Origin of the sequence: Denitrobacterium detoxificans (assembly GCF_001643775.1) — a bacterium.
Lineage (GTDB): Bacteria > Actinomycetota > Coriobacteriia > Coriobacteriales > Eggerthellaceae > Denitrobacterium > Denitrobacterium detoxificans.
The window spans coordinates 1,588,664-1,610,514 of sequence record NZ_CP011402.1 but is presented as its reverse complement, the minus strand read 5'-3'; the positions used below and the strand labels follow the sequence as shown (position 1 = coordinate 1,610,514).

Genomic DNA, 21,851 nt, shown 5'->3' with positions numbered 1-21,851 from the left:
AACATGAGTTTTGCAGCCAACGAGGCGGAAGACGTACGCGCTTCCGCCTCTTCGGCTGATTCTGGCACGTCTTCGGCGGGCAAGGCGGGGTCTTTCCTTGGTTCCGCTCCCCGCATACGCGCCATTCTGCGCGATTTCTCCTGGGCCTTTTTGGGGCTTGCCGCCGTTCGCATTTGGATTCAATGCACCATTTACGATCGCTACGCCTTCACCGATGCCGGTCTTACGAGCGTCGTCATCAACGCATCGCGCGTCATTCTTACGGCCATCGTCATTGCATTCATCCTGAAGTGCGGCTTTCCGCGCAATGCGCGTCGCATTCTTTCGTGGTTCTCCGTTTCCGCGATGACGCTTGGCAGCGTGCTATTCCTGGTAGACGCCCAGCTGCATCCAGGAACGTTTGATGCGCTCGCCTGCATTCTGGCTGGCTGCGGCCTTGTATGGGGTGGTGGCCAGTGGATGGAGTTCTATCTGCGGCTTTCGCCTGATGAATCGTTCTTCTATGCGCTGGTGTCACTTGCGTTGGGCTCTCTTGGCGGCATGGTACTGGGGTATCTGCCCGAGCGGGTGGGCGCTATGGTGAGCGTTGTCATGCCCACGGTTTCGTTTGCCATGCTCGCGTGGTCACTTCGTCTTACGCAGGGGCGTTTGGAGGAGGGGCGGCTCGATCCTGCACCGCAAGATACGCGTTACGATAGCGAGCCCGCCACTACGTGGGTGCGCCTGCTACTGGGCTTGGCCTTTATCGAGTTTGCCATGGGCATTGCCCGTGGCTTTCCGCATGGTTCGTCATTCGAGCTTGCGCCTGTGTTCCAAACGCTGCACCAGGTAGGTGTGATTGGCATTTCGTTTGCGGGGCTCTACATCGTGCTCGTGCGCAATCGCTTCATGCGCTATAGCACCTTGTGGTGCTTCATGCTTGCGCTGGTGGCGGTGGGCATCATCTTGCTCACGTCGCTGAACTGGTATGGGCTTTCGCTTGGCTCCACGAGCATTGCCATCGTGAATACTGTCATGCTTTCCGTGCTGTGGTTCACCTGCTACGACATTGCGCGCCATGCTAGCGTCATTCCGTACGTGTTCTTGGGCGTTGTTTGGTCGGTGTTCCTGCTCGCGCGTGAAGCGGGCCGCATCTTCGTTATGCTGGTTCCGCCGCATGACGACTTCGTCACGTTCATTGACGTGCTCATGATTCTGGCGCTCACCATGAGCATTGCCGTTATGTTCACCGATCGCATTCCCGTGAAGCGCGAGATGTTCGAGGGTTTGCGCTTCGATGCTGGCAAGCGCGTTCTTGCTTCCGACGTGCCCTCTGCGGTTTTGGCATCCGATGGTCCACAGCGCGTCGATTTGGTGCAGGTATATGGTCTTACCAAACGCGAGGCCGAGGTAATCGATTACCTCATGCAGGGCAAGAGCAAGGCCCAGGTGGGGCGCGAGCTCTTCATCTCCGAAAACACCGTGCGTGGGTACGTGAAGAACGCCTACAGCAAGATGGACGTGCACAACAAGGAGCAGCTGCGCGAGAAGTATTACCGTTCGTAGTTTCTAGGTTCTCTCCAACGGGGGTATGGCGCACTGCTGTCGCGATCTTTAGCGGGGAAGCGGTAGAACGTTGCTGGATTTGAGACGGGCAATGTCTGCTGGCGGCACGAAGAATCAAAATGTAATACGGCCACGTTCCGCTGCAGGGGGACGTGGCCGTTTTGCATAATCCGCAGAGGGGATGCGGCGTGATGCCGTTTTTAGGCGAGTGCCTCGTTTGCGGCGTTGGCGCCCGCGAAGCGACCCGAGGTGTAGCTGAAGTTCAGACCGCAGCCACCAGCCTGGTAATTCTGGTAGATGAAGGTGCCGCAGCATACCTCGCCAGCGGAGTACAGGCCGGGGATGACATTGCCGTCGTTGTCGAGCACCTGGAAGTCGGTGTTGGTCTGCAGGCCGCCAAACGTTCCGTGCGTGCAAACGCCCATGGTGAGCACGTAGTAGGGGGCTTTGGTGTGCGGGATGAGCATTTCGGCCTTCTTGTGGAAAAGGGTGTCTTCGCCGGCTTCCGCCATAGCGTTGTAGGCGTCCCATGCCTGCTGCGTGGCCGAAGCGTCGATGCCGAGCTTCGCAGCCGCTTCCTCAACGGTGTCGCCCTGGGCGAAGATGCCCATTTCCAGGCCATGTTGGAAGCTGCCCTTCTGGGCGTCCTTCAGCGCGTCGACCATGTCCTGGTCGTAGATGGCGTAGAAGTGCTGGTCGGGATACTTGGCGACCGTGTAGAAGATGAAGTGCGATTCACCGGCTTCGTTTGCGAAGCGCTCGCCCTGGGAGTTTACCCACAGCGTGTTCTTGTTGATGAGGGAGGACTGGCCCGGGTCGACCTGGCATGCCAGGATGCCGTTCACGCCGCCGTTGCCATAGTAGGCGGCGCCAGCGTCCAGGCCCATGCGGACGCCGTCGCCGGTAAGGCCAACGCCCACCTCGGTGTAGACGCCCTCGAAGTCGGGGCAGTACTGTTCGATCATCTGCTCGTTGCGCGCGAAGCCGCCGCTGGCCACGATGACGGTCTTGGCGTTGTAGACTTCGACGCCCTTGTCGGTGCGCGTCTTCACGCCTACGATGCGGCCGGATTCATCCTTGATGAGTGCTTCGGCGGCGCAGTTGAAGCGGAATTCGGCGCCATTGCCGTCGGCAAGTGCGCGGACGGCGGTCAGCGCGTCGATAGCGGCGTTGGCGCACATGTGGCCACGCTGCACTTTGTCGGTGCCGTTGCCCTTGATGGTGTCCTTGAACGGGACCTTCAGGTCCTCGCGCAGCCAGTCGATGGTCTCGCCGGCGTGGTCGGCCATGAAGCGATTCATTTCGGCGCTCACGTACTGGCCGCCGCTCTTCATGAAGTAGTTGTACAGGTCTTCGGGGGTGTCCTCGATGCCCAGTTCCTTCTGTTGTACCGTGCCGGAACCGTAGAACGTACCCAGCGCCAGCGAGCTCGAGCCGCCCTGCCATGCAAGCTTCTCCAGGCAGATGGTCTTGGCGCCCGCCTGTGCGGAGAAGGCTGCGGCCGACGTGCCAGCACCACCGCTGCCGATGATTACGACATCGTAGTCGTGCGTAGCGGCAATCTTTTCGGCATCGCGGAAGCCCGAAAGCGTTGCGAATGCCGCGGCGGAGATAACGCTCATGCCCATGAGGCCCGCGAACGAGCGTCGCGAAATATGACGCGAGGTAATGTTGTCCATGTTGTTCCTTCCCACTGACCCGCTGTGCGCGGTGTCCCTTCTGTGGCCTCAACCCTATGCGGTTGCGCGTGGGGCATGCAGACACGTTGGCGGGTGGAATGCGGAAAATGGGCGGGTGGTTTTGCGGGTGGGGAGGTTTTATCAGGGCTAATGCCGAGAGGCGCTTGGGCTGGCAAGGGGAGGCCCTCTGCGGCACCGCTCCGCTGCTCGCGTGGCTTAGGCCCCGCACGGGCCTAAGCCTACGCTCGTGCGCTGCGCTGGCTCATGCTTTTACTTGCGCTGTTTGGGATGCGGCGTAGATATGCGTGAAGCTGCGCTTCCCGCCCTCTACGCCGCATCCCAAACGTAGCGCGTATAGAGAATGCTTTCACAGTGCCGCCGAGGGCCTCCCCTTGCCAGCATGGAAATCTGGCGGCATGAGCCCTGCGGGTGAAAATGCAAGTCGGTGACGTGAGTAAGGGGGCGGAGGCTTGTTCGCTCTACGGTGGGAGAGGGGTGTCAGCCAGTTGGGCGGCGAGCAAAGCGATGCCGCCCCAACCAGGTTTACCTCCGAGTCTGGCAGCGCCTTCTACCGATCCCCGCATAGACTCGCGAGGGCGGCGCACCCGCTCCCCGTAGGGGCACTGTGAAAGCAAAAAGAAGCGCTGAACTTGGGGTTTGCTCAATGGGGGAGGAAGCGAAGCTTCCGGCTAATCATTGAGCAAACCCCAAGCAGCGCAAGTGAAAGCATGAACCAGCGAGCGCACGAGCACGGCTCCCTCGGACGCAAAAGGGGAACGCCCGGATTGACCGAGCGTTCCCTTGTTCGTTCTGCGGCCCCGCCGTGCGAGCAGCGGAGCGGGTGCCCCGGAGGGGGGCGGGCGCGCCGCCCCCGGGGATCCACAGGCTAGGAGAGCGCGTAGAACGCGATGCCCTCGGCCCTCCAGCCCGAGGCCTCCACGTTGCTCGCCTCGGTCAGGCTGGTCGTGAACAGGTGGCACACCGTGCCCGGGTTCGGATTGTACAGGCGGCGCACCGGCGAGCCCTTGGCCGGGTCGGCGGACAGGAAGGCCACGCCCTCGTCGTTCCAGCCGCCCCTCACGAGCGCGTCACGTTCGGCTGCGCTCGTGGTGTAGTGGTGCCCGCCCACTACGGGGTTGTACACGCGGTAGACGGGGTCGCCCTTCTGCGAGGGGGCCACGAATGCCACGCCCTCGTCGCGCCATCCGGCCCTGATGACGATCTGGCGCTCCTCTGCGCTCGTGGTGTACAGGTGGTCGCCCGAGCCCGGGTTGTACAGGCGGTAGACCTCGATGCCGGAAAGCGCGTCTAGGATCTCATTGGCCTGCGTCAGCAGTTCGGGATAGGTGTCGCTTTCGGGGGCGTTTCCGTTTTCAGACAGGATGCGGTTTACGAGCGTCTGCTCGTTGATGGACATATGCGTCCATTCCGCTTCGCCCGAGGCGATGCGCACGGCGTTTTCCTCCGAAGCTCTGATCGTAGTTGAGCCATCGGCTTCGGTGAGGAAGCTCAGCACGAAGGCCAGTGCGCGCGAGGGCGTGTAAAGGCCCTCGTACGTGTTGTGGGGCGCTGCGTTTCCGTTTGCAGCCAGGGCTGCGTTCACCAATTCCTGTTCGACGGTGGTCAGCTGGCTCCAGGTGTCGCCGCCCGAGGCAACCTGCGCTGCCGTCGTCTTGCTGGGCTCGGTTACCATGTTTCCATCCGAGACGAGGTAGGCATCTATAAACGCGTTTGCGTGTTCGGCTTGCGTTGAAGCCGCATCGAGCATTTCGGGATAGGTGTCATAGGCTTCGGCGTTGCCGTTTTCGGCCAAGGCCTGGTTCACGAGTTCCTTGGCTTCGCCGGAAAGGGCCGTCCAGTCGTCTTTGCCCGCCAACAGCTGCGCATTGTTTGCTGCGGTAGGTGACTTGTAGATGCCGTTCGTTCCAGTCAGGTATGTATCGAGGAACGTCTGGGCGTCGTTTTCCATGCCTTGGGCCGCAGCGAGCATTTCAGGGTAGGTGTCGTATGCTTCCGCGTTGCCATTGTCGGCGAGAATGCCGTTGACGACCGATTGCGAAGCGGCCGAGAGCGTCTGCCAGGGCTCTGCGCCCATGGTGATCTTCGTGTGATTGTGAGCGGTGGGTTCGCTGTAGATGACTTCGTCGTCGGTCAAGTACAGGCTCACGAATGCGTCGCCTGCCGTGGCCGTTGCCAAGATTTCGGGGTAGGTATCGGCATCTGCGGCATTGCCGGCTTCCGTCAGCATCTGGTTCACTCGCGCCTGCTGCACCTCGGACAGTGCGTTCCACGCATCCGATCCGCTCATTATCTGCGCGTAGTTATCGCCGTCGGCGTTGGCGTAGATGGTCGACGTGGCGGATGCCTTCAGGTAGGTGTTCACGAACTCCTCGGCGGGGGTGTAGTCAATGGAACCGGAATCTCCCACTGGGCTGCCTTCGCCGCCTGCGCCTGCGGATCCGTTCACGGAGCTGCCGCCCGCGCCGCCCGCGCCGGTTTCTCCGGAAATGGAGGTACCGCCGTTGCCGCCCGTGCCCGCGGAGCCATTGGTGGAGTTGCCGCCCGCGCCTCCGGTGCCGCCATTGCCCGTGCTAGAGGTGCCACCAGCGCCGCCGTTGCCTCCGTCGCCGTCGGTGGAGCTGCCGCCATCGCCGCCTTCTCCGCCATTGCCGGTGCTGGATGCACCGCCGTTACCACCATTGCCACCGTTACCGGTTACCGAGCTGCCGCCCGCGCCGCCTTCGCCGCCCGTTCCATTGGTGGACGAGCCGCCCAGGCCACCAGCGCCGCCATCTCCGTTTTCGGCAGAGCCGCCGTTGCCGCCGGAGCCGCCCGAGATTTCGCCGCCGGATACGTCAAGTCCCGTGGGGGAGATGATGCCCGTGCCGCCATTGCCGCCATTGCCGCCATTGTCGTCGCCGGTGGCGTCTCCGCCGTCTCCGCCGTCTCCGCCTATGACTTCGCCGCCCGAGATCGAAGTGCCTGCAGTCGTGTTGATGCCGTTGCCGCCATCACCGCCATTGGTCCCATTCTGGCCCGTAGCGCCGTCGCCGCCAGTTATCCAGCCGCTGGTCATGGTGACGTTTACGTTGCCGGAGATGCCATCGCCGCCATTGGCGCTGGGGGCTGTGGGTGCGCCGCCCATGACTTCGCCGCCGGCAACGCTTGCGGTTCCAGAGCCGCTGCCTGCGGTTCCGATGCCGCTGCCAGAGTCGCCGCCGGGCGTAATGGATGCGCCACCGACGATGGTTGCGCCGATGCCCACGTTGACCGATGCCTCTGCGCCTGCAATGGATATGCCGTCAGCGCCTGTGGTGCCGTCTCCGCCCTGGATGCGTCCGCCGATCACCGCGAGTGAGACGCGATTGCCCAGGGTGATGCCGGGCGTGCCCGCTGCGTTTTCGGACGATGCTCCGTAGATGGACTTATCGTTCATGTCCAACCCAATCGAGACGCCTGCGCCTTCTTGCAATTCGGAAAGCACGATGGTGCTATCTTCGATATCCTGCTTCAGCGTGACATCCCAGCGACCCTCCGCGTCATTCCAGGCGACGGAGATCTCGTCGGACTCCCATGCCGAGCCATCACCCGAACCGTTTTGGGGTTCGGCGACAAACATGCGCGCGATGCTTTCCGCATTGCCGATGCGGTCCCACTTCGGGTAGAGGGTGATGCCCGTAGAGGGTATTTCCCACGTGCCGTCGGTTGTGACCACGCCCTCGGTGGCGGAGGCAAGCGCATAGTTGCCGCTTGCGTCAGCGAAGAGGGTTGCGAATTCGTCTTCCAAGTACCATCCCGCGAATGTGGCGCCGGGGTTGGTGGGCATTTCCCATGTGCTTCCCGCTGCGGCCGTCGCATTATTGACGGTTGCGTTGGCTAGGTTCTTCCATGCGTACGTGATGGTTCCGGTGATGGGGAGTACTTTGCCCGTGAGAGTGGCCGCCGCCGACGAATCGAGTTCGCCCGATGCGATGCAGTACAGGTAGTAGCCCTCGTCGTCCGAAGTGGGTGCGTAGCTCGATTCGGTTGCGCCCTCGATGGCCGTACCGCCCGAGGTAGCGCCTGCCGTGTCGCTGCGATACCATTGATAGGTTACGAACGTTGCGTTGCTGGGGGCGATCGTCATGGTTGCTGCTTCGGCCCCTTCACCGAAGAGGGGATGCCCCGCGCTGGCGGTAAGACCTGTGATGGCGACGGGCGTTACGACCACGATGCCCTCGTCGGAAACGATTTCCGAATACGTTCCGCCACTATAGCCCGGGTCCTCTTCGCCGTATCCGCCGAATTCGACAAAGTAGCCACTGGGAGCGGGGGAGTCGATGGGTCGATCGTTCCAACGCGCACCATTGTGATGAACTTCCATATACGCTTCGTCGCCTGCGTTGTTCGGCTCGCCCGAGTTCCAGCTATAGTATCCGATTTGCGTATAGTACGTTCCAGCTTCTGGTCCGCATGTCCAATAGTATGCGTTGTTGCTGATGTCTGAAGGCAGTGCGAAAGTGCTGCGGTCAACGGTGTCGGGGTCGGCGATGCGCGTCACGCCGCTGATGAGGGCTCGCGTGCCCCCCGACCAAGCAGCTGCATTCGTGATGTTGTCGAGTACGGTGTCTTCTGCTGAGCTAGTAATGGTTACCAGATAGCCCTTCATGCCCATGTATTTATACGTCTTGGCCGTGTTGTAAGCGTTATCCCAGGACGTATTGCCGGGAACGTACATGTAGTAGTGGCCTGCGAGTGTGCCCGTACCTGCCGTGACGGTTGCTCCGTTGGGGAGGATGGTCTCGCGAGTCGAGAGCTTCACCTGCGGTTTTTGCGATACCGCGCCGCTCGTTGGCAGGTGGAACTCGAATGCGCGCAACGCCTCCTGGATTTGCGCGATGGTCGTTCCTTCCTTGAATACCATGGTGTAGGTAGTCCGTGTGAGGTCTTCGAATGTGGCTTGCACGATGCTCTGGTCCACGTTGTTGGTGGTCATGTAGCCGGCGTCAACCGAGACGATTGCCGTGGTGTAGGCGTTTTCGGCCGTAACGGTGAGCTCGGGGAGTGTGTAGGCGTTGTTTGTGTCGTTCCACGACGGCTTGCCCAGCGAGATGCTCTCGTTGGCGCCCCAGGCTTGGTTTGCTCCCGTGAGCATGCAAGCGAAAAGGAACGCTAGCGCAGCGAATACAAGCGTTATGCGAATGGATGGACTCTTGCGGTAGGTGTACCTTTCCATGGCGAATACCCCCTCGCCCAGTTACCTGGGCAACCTTAACGACCCCAGACATATGCTACTAGCTTACTGTCGTATAGGTAGTGGGGCAACACGCTCGCATCAGCTGAAATGTTCCCGTTGAGTTTCCGCATGTGGGCACAGTGCGAAGCTACATGTGAAGGAGCCGCGTTTTTCACGTTCGAACGCTCATATCGTGCTATAGTGTCCAGGTTGTCATAAGCCTTGTATGGAAACCAAGGCGCATGAAGGAGAGAAACATGAAAAAGGGTATCCATCCCGAGTACGTGGACTGCACGGTCACCTGCACCTGCGGTAACACGTTCCAGACCCGCTCCACCAAGCCCGAGCTGAAGATCGACATCTGCAACGCTTGCCATCCGTTCTTCACCGGTCAGCAGAAGCTGATCGACACCGGTGGTCGCGTCCAGCGCTTCACCGACAAGTTCGGTTCCGCTCGCGAAACCGTTGCTGCTCGCGAAGCTGCCAAGAAGGCCAAGCGTGCCGAAGAAGTCGCCGCTGCTGAGGCCGCCAAGAAGGCCGAGCGCGAGGCAAAGGCCGCCAAGAAGGCCGAGCGTGCTGCTGAGTTCGCCAAGAAGGCTGCTGAAGCCGAGGCCAAGGCTGCCAAGGAAGCCGAAGCTGCTGCCGCTGCTGCTCCTGCTGAAGAGGCTGTCGCTGAAGAAGCTGCTGAATAAGCTTCACACTTATATATACCTGCAAGAGGGCGAAGGATTTTTCCTTCGCCTTCTTCTTTTTGTCCATGAATCGTCCTGCCGTCCTGGGGTTTCCTATCTGGGGCACCGCTCCGCTGCTCGCGTGGTTTAGGCCCCGCACGGGCCTAAACCTACGCTCGTGCGCTGCGCTGGCTCATGCCTTTACTTGCGCTGTTCGAGAAGGCGCGGATTTGCGTGAGGCTTCGCCTCCCGCCCTCCGCGTCATCTCGAACGGAGCGCTTTCTTAGAATGCTTTCACAGTGCCCCCGATAGGAAACCCCGGGCCGGCTTTCTCCCGCTCAATAAGATGGCGGATGGAAACCCTTCGCCCTGCCAGCCGTAAGAGCGGGAAGCTTCTTCCTCTAATAAACCGTTGTTCCGATTGGGAATCGTTTCCATATGGAATACTGCACCAACCTAAATAACGGTTTACAGAGGTCCTGCGTGCCCTCCCTCTCCGATGCGCGATCGGGTCGCCCGGTTCGCAGCCTGCGAAGACGTGGGGTGGGCGTGGAGCGCCATCTGCGATTAGCCTGGGGCGGCGAGCAACGCGATGCTGCCCGCAAGAAGGTCCACCTCCGAGTCTGGCAGCGCGTTCAACGGGCTCCCCGCGTAGACTCGCGAGGGCGGCGCGCCCGCTTCCCTCGGGGGCACTGTGAAAGCAAAAAGAAGCGCTGAACTTGGGGTTTGCTCAATGGGGGAGGAAGCGAAGCTTCCGACTAATCATTGAGAAAACCCCAAGCAGCGCAAGTGAAAGCATGAACCAGCGAGCGCACGAGCACGGCTCCCTCGGACGCAAAAGGGGAACGCCCGGATTGACCGAGCGTTCCCTTATTCGTTCTGCGGCCCCGCCGTGCGAGCAGCGGAGCGGGTGCCCCGGAGGGGAGCGGGCGCGCCGCCCCCGGAGGGCTCCAATCTAGGACAGGGCGTAGAACGCGATGCCCTCGGCCCTCCAGCCCGAGGCCTCCACGTTGCTCGCCTCGGTCAGGCTGGTCGTGAACAGGTGGCACACCGTGCCCGGGTTCGGATTGTACAGGCGGCGCACCGGCGAGCCCTTGGCCGGGTCGGCGGAGAGGAAGGCCACGCCCTCGTCGTTCCAGCCGCCCCTCACGAGCGCGTCGCGCTCGGCTGCGCTCGTGGTGTAGTGGTGCCCGCCCACCACGGGGTTGTACACGCGGTATACGGGGTCGCCCTTCTGCGAGGGGGCCACGAATGCCACGCCCTCGTCTCGCCATCCGGCCCTGATGACGATCTGGCGCTCCTCTGCGCTCGTGGTGTACAGGTGATCGCCCGAGCCCGGGTTGTACAGGCGGTAGACCTCGATGCCGGAAAGCGAGTCCTTCACGTCGTTGGCCTGCGCCAGCAGCTCGGTGAACGAGGTGGCGCCACCATGCTCTTCGGCATTCTGGGCGATGCGCGCGTTGATGGCGGCGCGCTCGTCATCGGTGAGCGTGTCCCATACGTTTTGTCCCGAGAGGATCTGCTCGTAATTGTCTTCGGTTGCCTTATTGAACAGGTTGCCAGCTGCGTCGCTGGCAAATTCCGCCAGGAATCCCTTCACCGCTTCGCTCAGCTGCTTGGCCTGCGCCAGCAGTTCGGGGTAGGTGTCGTTGGCTGCTGCGTTGCCATTGTTGGCAAGCGCTCCATTCACGATTTCCTGGGGCTGTTCGCTAAGTGCGGGCCATTCCTCTTCGCCTGCGATAATCTGCTCGTAGTTGTTCGCGTTCACCGCGGAATGGATTACGCCTTCAACGTCGGTGAGGAAGCGATCGATGAAACCCTGTGCCGAGCTGGACATGGTGCTAGCCGCCTCGAGTAGCTCTTCGTACGTATCGGCGTCGTCGGCGTTCCCGTTCTCCCGCAGCATGTTGTTTACCAGGTCCTTTTCGCGTTGCGAGAAGGTGTTCCAGGTCTCTTCGCCACTTGCGATTTGCAGCGCATTGGCCGCGTTGGCGCCATCGTAGAGCGTGCCCTCATCGTCGCTCAGGAAGTCCTGCGCGAACTGGATGGCGCGGGAATGGGTGTAGAGACCCTCGTAGGTGTCGAAGGGTTGAACATTGCCGTTGTCCGCGAGCGCTGCATCAACCAGCAGCTGCTCTTCGGTGGTGAGTTCGTTCCAAGCATCATTTCCCGCAATGACCTGAGCGGCAGTGTCCGCGCTTGGCGCCTCGATAATTGCACCCTCGTTAGACACGTAGGCGGCAATGAATGCATCTGCGTTAGCGGCTTGCTCTTGCGCTGCCGCGAGCAGCTCGGGATAGGTGTCATATGCCTCAGCATTGCCATTGTCGGCAAGGGTTTCGTTGATGATGGCCTTTACATCATCGGAAAGCGCGTTCCAGGCAACGGCTCCCGAGAGAACCTGCGCGTTGTTTGCGGCGGTTGGCGTCTTGTAGATGCCGTTCGCGCCCGTCAGGTAGGTTCCGATGAAATTGTCGGCCTCATCTTGCAGTGCCGTTGCTTGCGCGAGCAGCTCGGGATAGGTGTCATTGTCGGCAGTGTTGCCGTTTGTGGCGAGCTGTGCGTTCACGACTGCCTTCGAGGCTTCGGAAAGCGCTTCCCAGGGCGTAGCGCCCATAGCGATCTTCGTGTGGTTCGCCGCCGTCGCGGTGGAGTAGACCTCTTCGTTATCGGTGAGATACAGGCTTACGAAGTTGGTTCCTGCCGTGGCCGTTGCCAGCAGCTCGGGATACGTATTGGCATCTGCTGTGTTGCCGTTGTCCGCGAGCATCTGGTTCACGTGCTCCTTCTGTACGTCGGAAAGTGCATCCCAGGCGTCAGACGCAGCTATGATCTGGCCGTAGTTGGTACCATCGACGTCTGCGAAGATGGTGCCGCTGCTCGTGAGGTATGCGGTAACGAATTCCTCGGCGGGGGAGTAGTCGATCGCGCCCGAGTCGCCTGCGGGGCTGCCCTCGCCGCCGGCGCCTGCCGTGCCGTTGACGGAACTGCCGCCCGCACCGCCTGCGCCGCCCGTGCCACTGGTGGAGGTGCCGCCTGCGCCACCAGCGCCTGCAGCGCCATTGGTGGAGTTGCCACCAGCGCCGCCCGTGCCGCCGTTGCCAGTGGCGGACGTGCCGCCCGTGCCGCCGTTGCCGCCTGCGCCGTCAGTGGAAGCGCCGCCATCGCCGCCCGCACCGCCGTTGCCAGACTCGGAAGCGCCGCCATTGCCGCCATTGCCGCCATTGCCGGTTGCGGAGCTGCCGCCATCGCCGCCTTCGCCGCCGGCGCCCGTGATGGACGAGCCACCAGCGCCACCAGCGCCGCCAGCGCCGTTCTCGGCTCCGCCGCCGTTGCCGCCAGAGCCGCCCGAGACTTCGCCGCCCTGCACGTCGATGCCGCCCGGTGCGGAGATGCCGCTTCCGCCATTGCCTCCGTTGCCACCGTTATCGTTGCCCGTGGCGTTACCGCCTGCAGCGCCATCGCCGCCGGCGATGCTACCACCCGTAACCTGCACGGCAGGGTTGTCGGTGGAGGTGGTGGCAATGCCATTGCCACCATTGCCGCCGCTAGCGCCGTTCTCTCCCGCGACACCATCGCCACCGGCGATATTGCCGCCCGTAACGTTCACGGCTACGTCACCGGAAATGCCGTCGCCGCCATTGGTGCCGGGAGCAGTGGAGCTGCCGCCTTCGATGGTGCCGTCCATGACGTCGACCGTGCCCGATCCGCCGCCCGTGGTGCTAATGCCCGCACCCGAATCGCCTCCGGCGGAAATGGACTTGCCGCCGCGAATCGTCGCGTTCGTTCCCACGGATACGGACGTGTCCGTTCCCGCAAGGGAGATGCCGTTCGCGCCCGTGGTGCCGTCGCCGCCTTGCACGAGGCCCTCTTCAATCGAAAGGGAAACGCCATCATTCAGGGTAAGCCCCGGCGTGCCGGCGCTCGTGGTGGAAGAGGCGCCGTAGATGGCATGTCCATCTAGATCGAGCGCAATGTCGATGCCCGAGCCGTCGGAAAGCTCGGAGAGCTCGATGGAGGCGTTCTCGATGTCTTCCTTCAGGGTCACCTTCCAGGTGCCCTCTTCGCCATCCCATGTGACGGCGATCTGGTCGCTGTCGAAGCTTTCGTCATCGCCCGAACCGCTCGTGGGTTCGGTTACGAACATCTGGGCTACGGCCTCGGCTCCGCCGATGGGCGCCCATGCCGGGTAGATGGTGATGCCAGCAGAGGGCACTTCCCAGGTCCCGTCGGTTGCAACGATGCCGCTTACAGCACCCGAGAGCGCGTAGTTGCCGCTGGCGTTGGCGAACAATGTCTCATGGCTGTCTTCCAGATACCATCCGGTGAAGGTTGCGCCCTGTTTCGAGGGTACGGCCCACGTGCTGCCTGCAGCCGCGGCGCCATTGCTCACGGTTGCCGCATCGATTCCGTTCCATGCGTAGGCCACCGTTGCGGTGACCGGAAGAACCTTTCCGGAGATTGCCGCGACGCCCGAAGATTCAAGCTCGCCCGATGCCACGCAATATAGGTAGTATCCTTCGTCATCTTCGGTGGGCTGGTATGCTGCCTCGGTGGCGCCTTCGATGGCCGTGCCGCCCGAAGTGGCGCCTGCCGTGCTGCTGCGATACCACTGGTAGGTTACGAAGGTGGCATTGCTGGGGGCAACGGTAGCCGTAACCTCGCTGGCGCCCTCGCCGAAGTAGGGGCGATCTTCGCTCGGGGTAAGGCTCGTGATGGCGACGGGCGTTACGACTACCACGCTCGTGTCGGAGGTGATTTCCGAAAACGTGCTCGTTCCGTATCCGGGGTCCTCGTTTCCGTAGCCGCCGAATTCCACGAAGTACCCGGCGACGCTTGACGATCCGTTCGAGAGGTCATTCCAGCGTCCGCTCGCATGCACCTGCATGCAGCCTTCGCCATTGGAGTTATTCGGCTCGCCGCTATTCCAATTGGAGTAGCCGATCGTGGTGTAATTCTTGCCAGCTTCGGGGCCGCATGCCCAGTAGTAGGCGTTGTTGGAGTAGTCGCTGGGATAGCTGAAACCGTATGCGTCAAGCGAATCCTGGTCGTTTGCCTTGCTGTCATTGAAGAGCGCACGAGTGCCGCCCGACCATGCGGCAGCGCTGGTGATGTTGTCCAGAATCCTATCTTCGGCCGAACTGGTGATGGTAACCAGGTAGCCCTTCATGCCCATGTACTGCCACGTCTTCGCGGTCTTGTATGCATCGGTCCAACTGAGGCTTCCGCCTACATACATATAATAGTGACCGGCAAGGTCGCCTGTGCCAGCGGTAATCGTCGCGCCGTTAGGCAAGATGGTGTCACGCGTGGAAAGCTTTACTTGGGGTTTCTGCGTGGTTGCACCGCTTGAGGGCAGATGGAATTCGAATTTACGCAGCGCTGCCTGGATCTGGGCGATGGTGGTTCCGTCTTTGAAGATCATGGTGTACGTGGTCTTCGAAAGGTCTTCGAACTTGGATGCCACGATGCTTTGGTCTACGTTGTCGGTAGTCATGTAGCCTGCATCAACCGATACGATCGCCGTGGTGTAGGCGTTGCTCGTATTGACCGTTAGGTCGGGCAGCGTGTATGCGGTGGTATTCGCGTTCCACGAGGGCTTTCCCAGCGAGATGCTGTCATCGGCCCACGCTTGTTGCGTTCCCATACAAAAGAGTGCGGTGATTGCCAGTGCTAAGCCTGCCGCGAAAACGACAAGCCGCATTCCCACCTGCTTCGCAAAGACGTTCTTTCCCATGGCGTTCGACCCCCTTGCCCGAATGGGCATACTGCGACCCCACAAATATGGAACAATTCTACTAACATATATGTGGTATTACGCGCGGGCACCACGTGCGTTGGCGTCCTGTTGCCAAGCTGAAAGAGTGGGGAAATCCCCTAATGGATAAGGGAGAGAAACGCGCTTGGAGATATGGTTGCCATGCGTATGCCGCGCGTGAGCCGAATGCGTTCCACGCATAGATCAAGGCGCTCTGCCGTTTCCAGCGAACAGGTGGTGAATCCAGTGAAGACCAGGCGGTTCGTTGCGCTTGCGGCAACGGAGGCGAGTTGAGTTTGGTAGAGCTGGGCTTCCCTTGTGCGTGCGGTGCCGATGACCTCGTTTTCGCACCAGGCGCGCGAAGGGAAGAAGCCGTTTACGAAGCCTCCAAAGATAACCAGGTCGAATGTCTGCCCCTGCAGCTCACGGGGATTGCAGAGCAAGACGCCTTCGCGCTCTGCAGGTGGGTTCGTGGGGTCGTATGTTGCCTCCGCGTCTCGAGCGTGTAGCTCGTCCAGTCCTGCTCGATAGCGGGCGAGGAGCCCTTCGACCATGGGGTCGTTTGCGCAGAGGCCATCAAGTTTGCCTGCAAGAAGAGCGTTGAGCGCCTGGGGGAGTGTAAGTCCTGCCCTAAGGGCGGGCGCACGAAGGGCATCGATGCCCACGCTGTTGGCTAGATAGTCACCCAGTGCGCACCAGGTGCGCCATGCAAGGGCGTTTTCGGGGTCGCGCGATAGTTGCTCGAGCGTTTTGCATTCCAGGGTTTTGTTTGCTTCAGCATCGCGATAATCGCGAATACGCATCCTGGTCGGTTTAGTGGTAGTGACGGTAATATTGTTGCTTCTCAGTACCCGTGCGATTGTCGCTCGCCAGACTCCGTTCGCGCCTACGATCGCGATGCGTGACAAGGACGTCCCCTGCGCATGGGCAGCATCGATGGTCCGCAGGATCGCTTCCTGTTCCTCTGCGAATCCCCCAATGTAATGCGTCTCGATGGTTCCCTTGCGCTCGTCGTTGGCGGTAAGGGGTGCGCGTCCGGCTTCCGTGCGCAGTTTGTTGATGATGCTCACGCTCGTGGTGGGGCGATAGCACGTATGCAGCGCATGCGTTTGCGTGTCGGGGGATGCTTCAAGCAGTTCCTTCACTCCTCGTTCGAAGGGGTAGGGGTCTGCAACGGGCATGCCGGGTGCATCGCTTGCAGCCATGTATAGTTCCTGCGTGGCAAGCGCGCGAACAAGTTGCTGTGAGGCGCGTCCCATAAGGGTGAAGTCGTCGACAAGTACCGCGGGAGCTTGGTAGGCATTGCGAATGCGCTCGCATTGGCTCACTACGCGTAGGGCGCATGCTTCGAGTTCGCTGCGCAGCATGCCGTCAACGAGTTGCAGATTCTCCCGCATGCGCTGCGCTACGAGCTCTTCTTCAAGCGTCTGGAGCCAGCGCTCATCTTCGTCTGCCAAGTCGCTCCAGCCGCGCTGGATGAAGCTGCAAAGGCCACGCAGGCGTCGTTGCTTGATTCCCAGCGAGCGCATGTCCTCAAAGAGAATGCCTTCCTCAACGGAGTCGAGTATGCGCGCGCTTCGGCCGATTATCTCGTGCGCTTCTGGTTCGTTGAGGATGTTTCGGGCAAGATTCTGAATGCTCGTCACTTGTATGAGACTGTCTATGGTTCCAATATGACTTTTAATGGTTTGGCAGTTCCTGTCGCATGCAGTTATGAAGAGAACGCGCGGTTGATCGATGGATTCGGCTTTATGAGCTTCCTCGAGCAGTGCCGTCGTTTTCCCGCATGCGGGGCCGCCCAGGAAGAGCGTGATGTGAGGGTGTGTGTTCTCGCATGCGGTCATGCGCGCGTCCTTTCGAAAGCTCGTCGCATCATGGTGGGCCATCGTATCGCTAGGGGATGCGTCGACGACCAACCACGATGCGCAATGTGGAAGGAGCGGGCCACTCGAGGACAATTGGGGAATCGAACGACCCGCCCTCCTCCCAAGATGGCTCTTATTACCCGCAAGAGCCATCTTGGGAGGAGCCCCGCCGCGGGTTGATGCGCGGCGGGGAAGGGCTACTTCTCGATGTTGTCAGTAATGACGACTGGTTCTGCTGCAGGGGATTCCCCGTTGCCCTTGGGCAGGAACGGCATGGTAATGGCGTTGCCCGGGCAGCTTTCCACGCAGGCGTGGCACTTCGTGCATTCGTGCATGCCTGCTCCCAGCTCGGGATGGCGCGGGTTGATGCCCACGTTGCATACCTGCGAGCAGCGGCCGCACTTCACACCGCGCGTGTCCTCGATGCATTTGGCGTGATCCACCCGTATCCGTAGGGTGCGGTTCGCGCGGGAGACCAGGCTCATGAGCGCTCCTACGGGGCAGACGTGACTGCACCACTTGCGGAAGAACACCACTTCCACGAGCAGGAGCACGGGGATGAATACGACCGACCAGGTTACGTCACCTCCGCCGAACAGCAGGATGACCGTGAATACCAGCGCGAAGGAAAGGCCGATGGGGCAGATGAGACAAAACACCGGGAATCCGAAGATCGCTGCGGAGAGCAGTCCGGCTCCCAGCACGATGTGGCGGGAATCGGAAGGCTTGCGTGCGTGGCAGATGTTGCCGCAGGACGCATGGAGGGCCTTTTGCTCCTTTTCCGTAAGAGGGGAATCGGGGTTGATCTTCGCTTTGCCCTTCAGGCTGGGATCTTGCTTATGGAACAGGTAACGCAGCTTGCGCCATACGGGAACGGGGCAAATCCATCCGCAGAAGGCACGGCCGAGAACTACGATGCCAATGACGGCGAGCACGAGCGAGATGAGCACATGCGGTACGAGGGTCTTGCTGGCGAGAAGGGTTCCCAGCGCGCCAATGGGGCACAGGACCGAGATGTCCTGCCAGCCCAGGGCGGAAAGGGTGCCCAGGCTCTGGTGCGCCGCGAAGGCGATGCCCGCGATAGCCAGGATGGCCAGAGGGATGATGATGCGTAGCTTGTTCGTTTTCATTCTGGCCTCCTTATAGTTCCGATTCGGGTACGACGACGATGGCGCGTGCGGTTGCGCCCAGGGTGATGGAGCCTTCCTGCAGGCTGACGCATACGCTCTGGCACGCGCCACATCCATTGCAGCGATCGGGGATGACCACGGGGCGGTTGTCCTTGTCGGTGAGCTCGATGGCCTCGTAGGGGCAGGCGTCGTAGCAGAAGCGGCATCCGTTTGCCTTCGACCAGGCGAGGCACCAATTCTCGTTGATGACCGCCTTGCCGATGATGGTGCTTTCCGCCGTAGCGGACGCGCTCAGCTGGAGCGCCTGCGTGGGGCAGCATTTGACGCATAGGGGGTCGCCGCCATTTGCTTCTTGGCAGAAGTCGCAGTATCCATTGTCGAAGTTGGTTACCGGCGTGCGCACGCCCAAGATGCCATCTTCGATGTGCATGGGTGCCAGGGCGTTACGCGGGCAGATCTCAACGCAACGCTCGCAGCGGATGCATGCGGAAATCAGGCGGTCCTCATCCTGGCCTCCCGGCGGTCGCGTCTTGGCTTGCGCTGGTACGGCTTTCAATCCGCCCATGGCGAGCAGCACCGCGGCACCGCCTCCGCCAATGGCGAACGCGCGCCGGGACATGCCGGCATGCGCCTGCTTCTCCTTCTCTTCTTCCATACGCCTCTCTCCTTGCTCGTCTGTATATGGAACCCTCGTTACTCCTCGAGGATGTCCTCCAAAAGTTCCACGTCTTCCTCCAGGAAGCCCTCCATGAGGAAGGCGAGTCCGGTGTAGAAGTCGGTCTGCGAGAAACGCTTCATGTCGATTGCCAGCAGTGGTGCCCAGGCGTACAGATGGTCGTCCAGGAAGTTCAGCTGGCTCTTCAGCAGGGTCGTGGCCTGGCGCTCGTCGCCTACTTCAAGGGCATTGGCGGTGCGTAGCGCAAGCACCTGCATGTATTCCAGTTCGAGCGCGATGTGGTCTTCGCCCTCTTTCCAGTCGTCCTTCTTGTCGAGGCCCGCTGCGCGGTACAGGGCGAGCACCTCATCGCGTGCTCCTTGCATGAGCAGGCGCTTCTCGTTGGTGTAAATGCTTTCGAACGGGTAGGCTGCCGCATGGCCGCTGTAGCCGTGTCCGAAGAAGGTGCGCATGTAGTCGGCGGCAAGTTCGGTGATCGTGTTGTCCCAAATGCCGGAAAGGTACGTTGCGATCAGGCGATAGCCCTCGTCGATGTTGTCGTTGCCCGTGTGCACGCGGTAGTGCAACCCATGCAGCTCATCGAGCAGTTCAGACGTGATTTCCTTGCGGAATAGGCGCGATATGAAGCCATACTGCGCTGCGCGTTGCCTGCAGGCTTCGGCTAGCTGTTCGCGGGTTTCCTGGGTTTCTTCCATCGTTGCGTTCGTCATGTTCGTCACTCCCTGCTACCACTTGATGCCGTCGGTTTCGGCTGCCACCGCGAAGGATTGCTCCTGCTCTTCGCCTGCGAAGTCGTCTTCGACTTCGGCGAGCTTATCGAGCGCCGCGCGTCCCACTTCGGTAACGGCCCATGTGGAGCCTTGCCACTCGATTGCGTCTCGGTTTTCCAGCAGGTCGGTGAAGTGCTGCACGAAGAACACACGCGTGGGTTCGGCGATGAGCGGATCGCTGTCCACGGCGGCGGAGAGCTTCGGCATGGTCGTGCCGCCTTCCTCCGATGCGAGGGTGAGCACGCGCTTGTAGATCTTCAGGTAGTCGGCTTCCTTTTCGAACAGCTCTTCGATGCGCTCCAGGGGCTTGTTTTCGGCCATGATGGCCAGGCCCGCTTCCGTGGCAAGCCAATGCACCTCGGGCGGAGTGGTGGGTTCGTAGTATTCGATGCCGTCGATTTCCACGATGGCGGGAACGGCCTCGACCGAGTCGTAGGGCGCGCCCGTATCCGTAACGCGTTGAATGGCGCCGGCGGTTTCCATCATGTGGCAGATGGTTGCGGTGGAGTATACCGAGAACTTGCGCGTGCGCACTTCGTTGACGATCTCCTCCAAGTTGCTTTCGGAAATGGGTTCGTCAGCCGCGTTCATGATGGCGCGGAGGATGGCGCGCTGGGGGCGCATTTGCGCGAACAGCTCGCGCGTGCGGTCTTCGGGCGAACGCTGCGCGTAGGCTTCCGACGCCTGGTCGATGGCGTTTTCAATCTGGGGAACCTTTTCGGGGTCGGGCGGCAGGAATTCCGTGCGGCCCTCGGTGTTGGGCAGAAATACGCCCAAGTTACCCGAGATCTCGTCCATGCTCGTTGGCTCTTCCGTCATTCCCTCGAGTTCGGGGTCGAACGTGAAGTCGAACTCCCCGAAATCCCTGAAGTCTTTCATGTCTCACTCCTCGTTATGCGTCTAGTTCAAGTTGAAGCTGCGCAGCAGGGCCTGTCCGCCTACGGTGGAGGGACGGAAACGCCCCTTGTCGCGAAGGAAGGGCGTTGGCTTGCACATGGCCATGACGCGCCCGTGTTCCATTTTTCGGCGGTCGCTCTGAATGCCCGCTGCCTTCGCGAACGTGGCATCTGCTTTCGCAAAACTCGATGCGATTACGCGCTTTGTGGCGTGGTTGAATGCGTTGCCCCATGCGGCGCGCGCCTCGTCGTTGGTTTGGATGGTCGTTCCCGATGCCTGAGCGGGCGGGATGAAGCCATCCACGCAGCCCATGAGGAACAGCCAGTCGTAGTTGTCTTCGATGGCGTTGTAATACGCGATCTTCACGTGCTTGGTGTGCAGTCCCACCGTGTTGCGATCCATGTCGTCGAGCACTTCTCGCATGCGTATTGCCCACGTGCGGTTTGGCACGGCCACGCATATGCGCCGGGGGCGGCAGATGTGCTCGCGCGTAAGGTGGGCCACGATGAGCGCGGTGCTCGATAGCTCTTCACCGGGCGTGCGCCATTTCACGTAGGTGATTTCAGGTGCGTTTGCTACCTGACTTTGCGCTGATTCCAACATGATGCCCTGCTATTCGACGAAGGATCGTTCGTTCGCGTCGAAGATGCGCGTGGTGCCGTCTTCGAACGTCACGTTCCATATGTGGTAGTCCACGTCGAAATCGAATTGCTCGGGCTCCTCCTCTTCCTCTTCGTGGGGAATGGGCGGAAGCGATTCGGAATCCGTTACGGGCACGGCGGTGTTCTCGTAGCTCTTCGCTTCCTTGTCGCGTTCGAGCCATTCTTCGCGCGTGAGCTGTTCTTCTGGTTCGCCTTCGGTTTCGGGTTCTGGCTCGGGCGTGGGCTCGAGTGCTTCGGGGTGCTCCTCGATCCATGCGTTCCAGGCGCTCTCGTTCTGGGTCTGCCATGACGCGTCGGATGGCGCTTCCACCTGGACGGCTCCTGCGAGCGTGCCGTCGTTGAGAAGCATGCGAGCCAATCCCACCTGGGCGTTGAGCTCGGGATTGATGAAGCTGATGGGGTCGGTGTGCAGGCTTACGTTGAAGGCGCCGCCCTGCATTTCCAGATTGACGCGCTCGAAGATGATTTCGGGCAGCTTGATCTTGCGCTGGCGGTCGTTGAACACTTTCATGGTGTTACCCACTTTGTGGAACATGTTTCCAATCCAGGGTTCCACGATCTCATTCCAGCGGTCATCGGCTCCCTCGTCGGAGGAAAGCAGGTACTTATACGTGCCCATATTGATGATGAAGCGTGCGGTGTTGCGCATGGGTTCATCCTCGCTTTCCGCCGCATGGGTTCGAATCACGGGCGTACACACATATGCGTAGTTCCGCTTGATTTCGAGAATGGTTTCCTTGCCCGCTGCTCGCTCGTCCAAATCGAGCACAAGGGTCAAGGATGGTCGAATCATGACCATGACTCCTCCTTTGATTCCCCAATGGCACGGTGCTCTCTCGTCGCCGCGCCCGTCCATCGGGGGCAAGTATAGGAATCCCTTTCATATGGCAAATAATATGGCCTCTATGATTTGGGATATGAAAAGCGAAATAGAATGCCTTTAGACGAGAAATTGCAGGTCAAACGTGGGTGTATCTGCAAGG

General features: G+C 60.9%; 12 protein-coding genes. 2 read left to right on the top strand and 10 right to left on the bottom strand.

Features of this window, described 5'->3' with window-relative positions; genetic code table 11:
* The first annotated feature begins 3 nt into the window (after positions 1-3).
* Positions 4-1,545 carry a helix-turn-helix transcriptional regulator gene (locus AAY81_RS06815; RefSeq protein ID WP_066663075.1) on the top strand — a complete coding sequence of 514 codons (1,542 nt, stop codon included), beginning with the start codon at positions 4-6 and terminating at the stop codon, positions 1,543-1,545.
* A gap of 200 nt (positions 1,546-1,745) precedes the next feature.
* On the opposite strand, the gene AAY81_RS06810 is transcribed toward AAY81_RS06815, so the two are convergent.
* Both AAY81_RS06810 and AAY81_RS10455 read right to left on the bottom strand, forming a co-directional pair.
* Positions 1,746-3,224, bottom strand: coding sequence for an FAD-dependent oxidoreductase (locus tag AAY81_RS06810; RefSeq protein ID WP_066663072.1), 1,479 nt, complete (start codon positions 3,222-3,224; stop codon positions 1,746-1,748).
* 886 nt (positions 3,225-4,110) lie between these two features.
* Positions 4,111-8,358 carry a hypothetical protein gene (locus AAY81_RS10455; RefSeq protein ID WP_156501506.1) on the bottom strand — a complete coding sequence of 1,416 codons (4,248 nt, stop codon included), beginning with the start codon at positions 8,356-8,358 and terminating at the stop codon, positions 4,111-4,113.
* A gap of 338 nt (positions 8,359-8,696) precedes the next feature.
* On the opposite strand from AAY81_RS10455, the gene rpmE reads away from it, so the two are divergent.
* Positions 8,697-9,131, top strand: a complete 435-nt coding sequence (gene rpmE / locus AAY81_RS06800; protein ID WP_066663066.1) for a 50S ribosomal protein L31 — start codon at positions 8,697-8,699, stop codon at positions 9,129-9,131.
* A gap of 934 nt (positions 9,132-10,065) precedes the next feature.
* Here the strand turns inward: rpmE and AAY81_RS06795 are convergent.
* The 8 genes from AAY81_RS06795 to AAY81_RS06760 form a co-directional block, all read right to left on the bottom strand.
* Entirely contained in the window at positions 10,066-14,757 is a 4,692-nt protein-coding gene (locus AAY81_RS06795; protein ID WP_156501505.1) for a hypothetical protein, read from the bottom strand.
* A gap of 230 nt (positions 14,758-14,987) precedes the next feature.
* Entirely contained in the window at positions 14,988-16,514 is a 1,527-nt protein-coding gene (locus AAY81_RS06790) for a hypothetical protein (RefSeq protein ID WP_156501504.1), read from the bottom strand.
* Positions 16,515-16,930: 416 nt separating this feature from the next.
* A complete protein-coding gene (locus AAY81_RS06785; RefSeq protein WP_066663057.1) occupies positions 16,931-17,863 on the bottom strand; it encodes a 4Fe-4S binding protein in 933 nt (310 codons plus the stop codon).
* A gap of 10 nt (positions 17,864-17,873) precedes the next feature.
* Complete coding sequence (locus AAY81_RS06780) at positions 17,874-18,518, bottom strand: 4Fe-4S dicluster domain-containing protein (RefSeq protein WP_066663054.1); 645 nt, start codon at positions 18,516-18,518, stop codon at positions 17,874-17,876.
* A gap of 38 nt (positions 18,519-18,556) precedes the next feature.
* Positions 18,557-19,249, bottom strand: coding sequence for a TorD/DmsD family molecular chaperone (locus tag AAY81_RS06775; protein ID WP_082867908.1), 693 nt, complete (start codon positions 19,247-19,249; stop codon positions 18,557-18,559).
* A gap of 15 nt (positions 19,250-19,264) precedes the next feature.
* Positions 19,265-20,188 (bottom strand): hypothetical protein, encoded by a 924-nt coding sequence (locus AAY81_RS06770; protein WP_066663051.1) that lies wholly within the window; start codon positions 20,186-20,188, stop codon positions 19,265-19,267.
* A 21-nt stretch (positions 20,189-20,209) separates the two neighbouring features.
* Positions 20,210-20,809: a VOC family protein gene (locus AAY81_RS06765; RefSeq protein WP_066663049.1), complete on the bottom strand. Its 600-nt coding sequence runs from the start codon at positions 20,807-20,809 to the stop codon at positions 20,210-20,212.
* A gap of 9 nt (positions 20,810-20,818) precedes the next feature.
* Complete coding sequence (locus tag AAY81_RS06760; RefSeq protein ID WP_143117343.1) at positions 20,819-21,661, bottom strand: hypothetical protein; 843 nt, start codon at positions 21,659-21,661, stop codon at positions 20,819-20,821.
* Positions 21,662-21,851: the final 190 nt, after the last annotated feature.

What these genes read in the sequence shown, in the direction of transcription:
- AAY81_RS06815 (WP_066663075.1), top strand. Translation starts at nt 4, where the DNA reads ATGAGTTTTGCAGCCAACGAGGCGGAAGACGTACGCGCTTCCGCCTCT.
- AAY81_RS06810 (WP_066663072.1), bottom strand. Translation starts at nt 3,224, where the DNA reads ATGGACAACATTACCTCGCGTCATATTTCGCGACGCTCGTTCGCGGGC.
- AAY81_RS10455 (WP_156501506.1), bottom strand. Translation starts at nt 8,358, where the DNA reads ATGCTCACGGGAGCAAACCAAGCCTGGGGCGCCAACGAGAGCATCTCG.
- rpmE (WP_066663066.1), top strand. Translation starts at nt 8,697, where the DNA reads ATGAAAAAGGGTATCCATCCCGAGTACGTGGACTGCACGGTCACCTGC.
- AAY81_RS06795 (WP_156501505.1), bottom strand. Translation starts at nt 14,757, where the DNA reads ATGGGAACGCAACAAGCGTGGGCCGATGACAGCATCTCGCTGGGAAAG.
- AAY81_RS06785 (WP_066663057.1), bottom strand. Translation starts at nt 17,863, where the DNA reads ATGAAAACGAACAAGCTACGCATCATCATCCCTCTGGCCATCCTGGCT.
- AAY81_RS06780 (WP_066663054.1), bottom strand. Translation starts at nt 18,518, where the DNA reads ATGGAAGAAGAGAAGGAGAAGCAGGCGCATGCCGGCATGTCCCGGCGC.
- AAY81_RS06775 (WP_082867908.1), bottom strand. Translation starts at nt 19,249, where the DNA reads ATGACGAACGCAACGATGGAAGAAACCCAGGAAACCCGCGAACAGCTA.
- AAY81_RS06770 (WP_066663051.1), bottom strand. Translation starts at nt 20,188, where the DNA reads ATGAAAGACTTCAGGGATTTCGGGGAGTTCGACTTCACGTTCGACCCC.
- AAY81_RS06765 (WP_066663049.1), bottom strand. Translation starts at nt 20,809, where the DNA reads ATGTTGGAATCAGCGCAAAGTCAGGTAGCAAACGCACCTGAAATCACC.
- AAY81_RS06760 (WP_143117343.1), bottom strand. Translation starts at nt 21,661, where the DNA reads ATGATTCGACCATCCTTGACCCTTGTGCTCGATTTGGACGAGCGAGCA.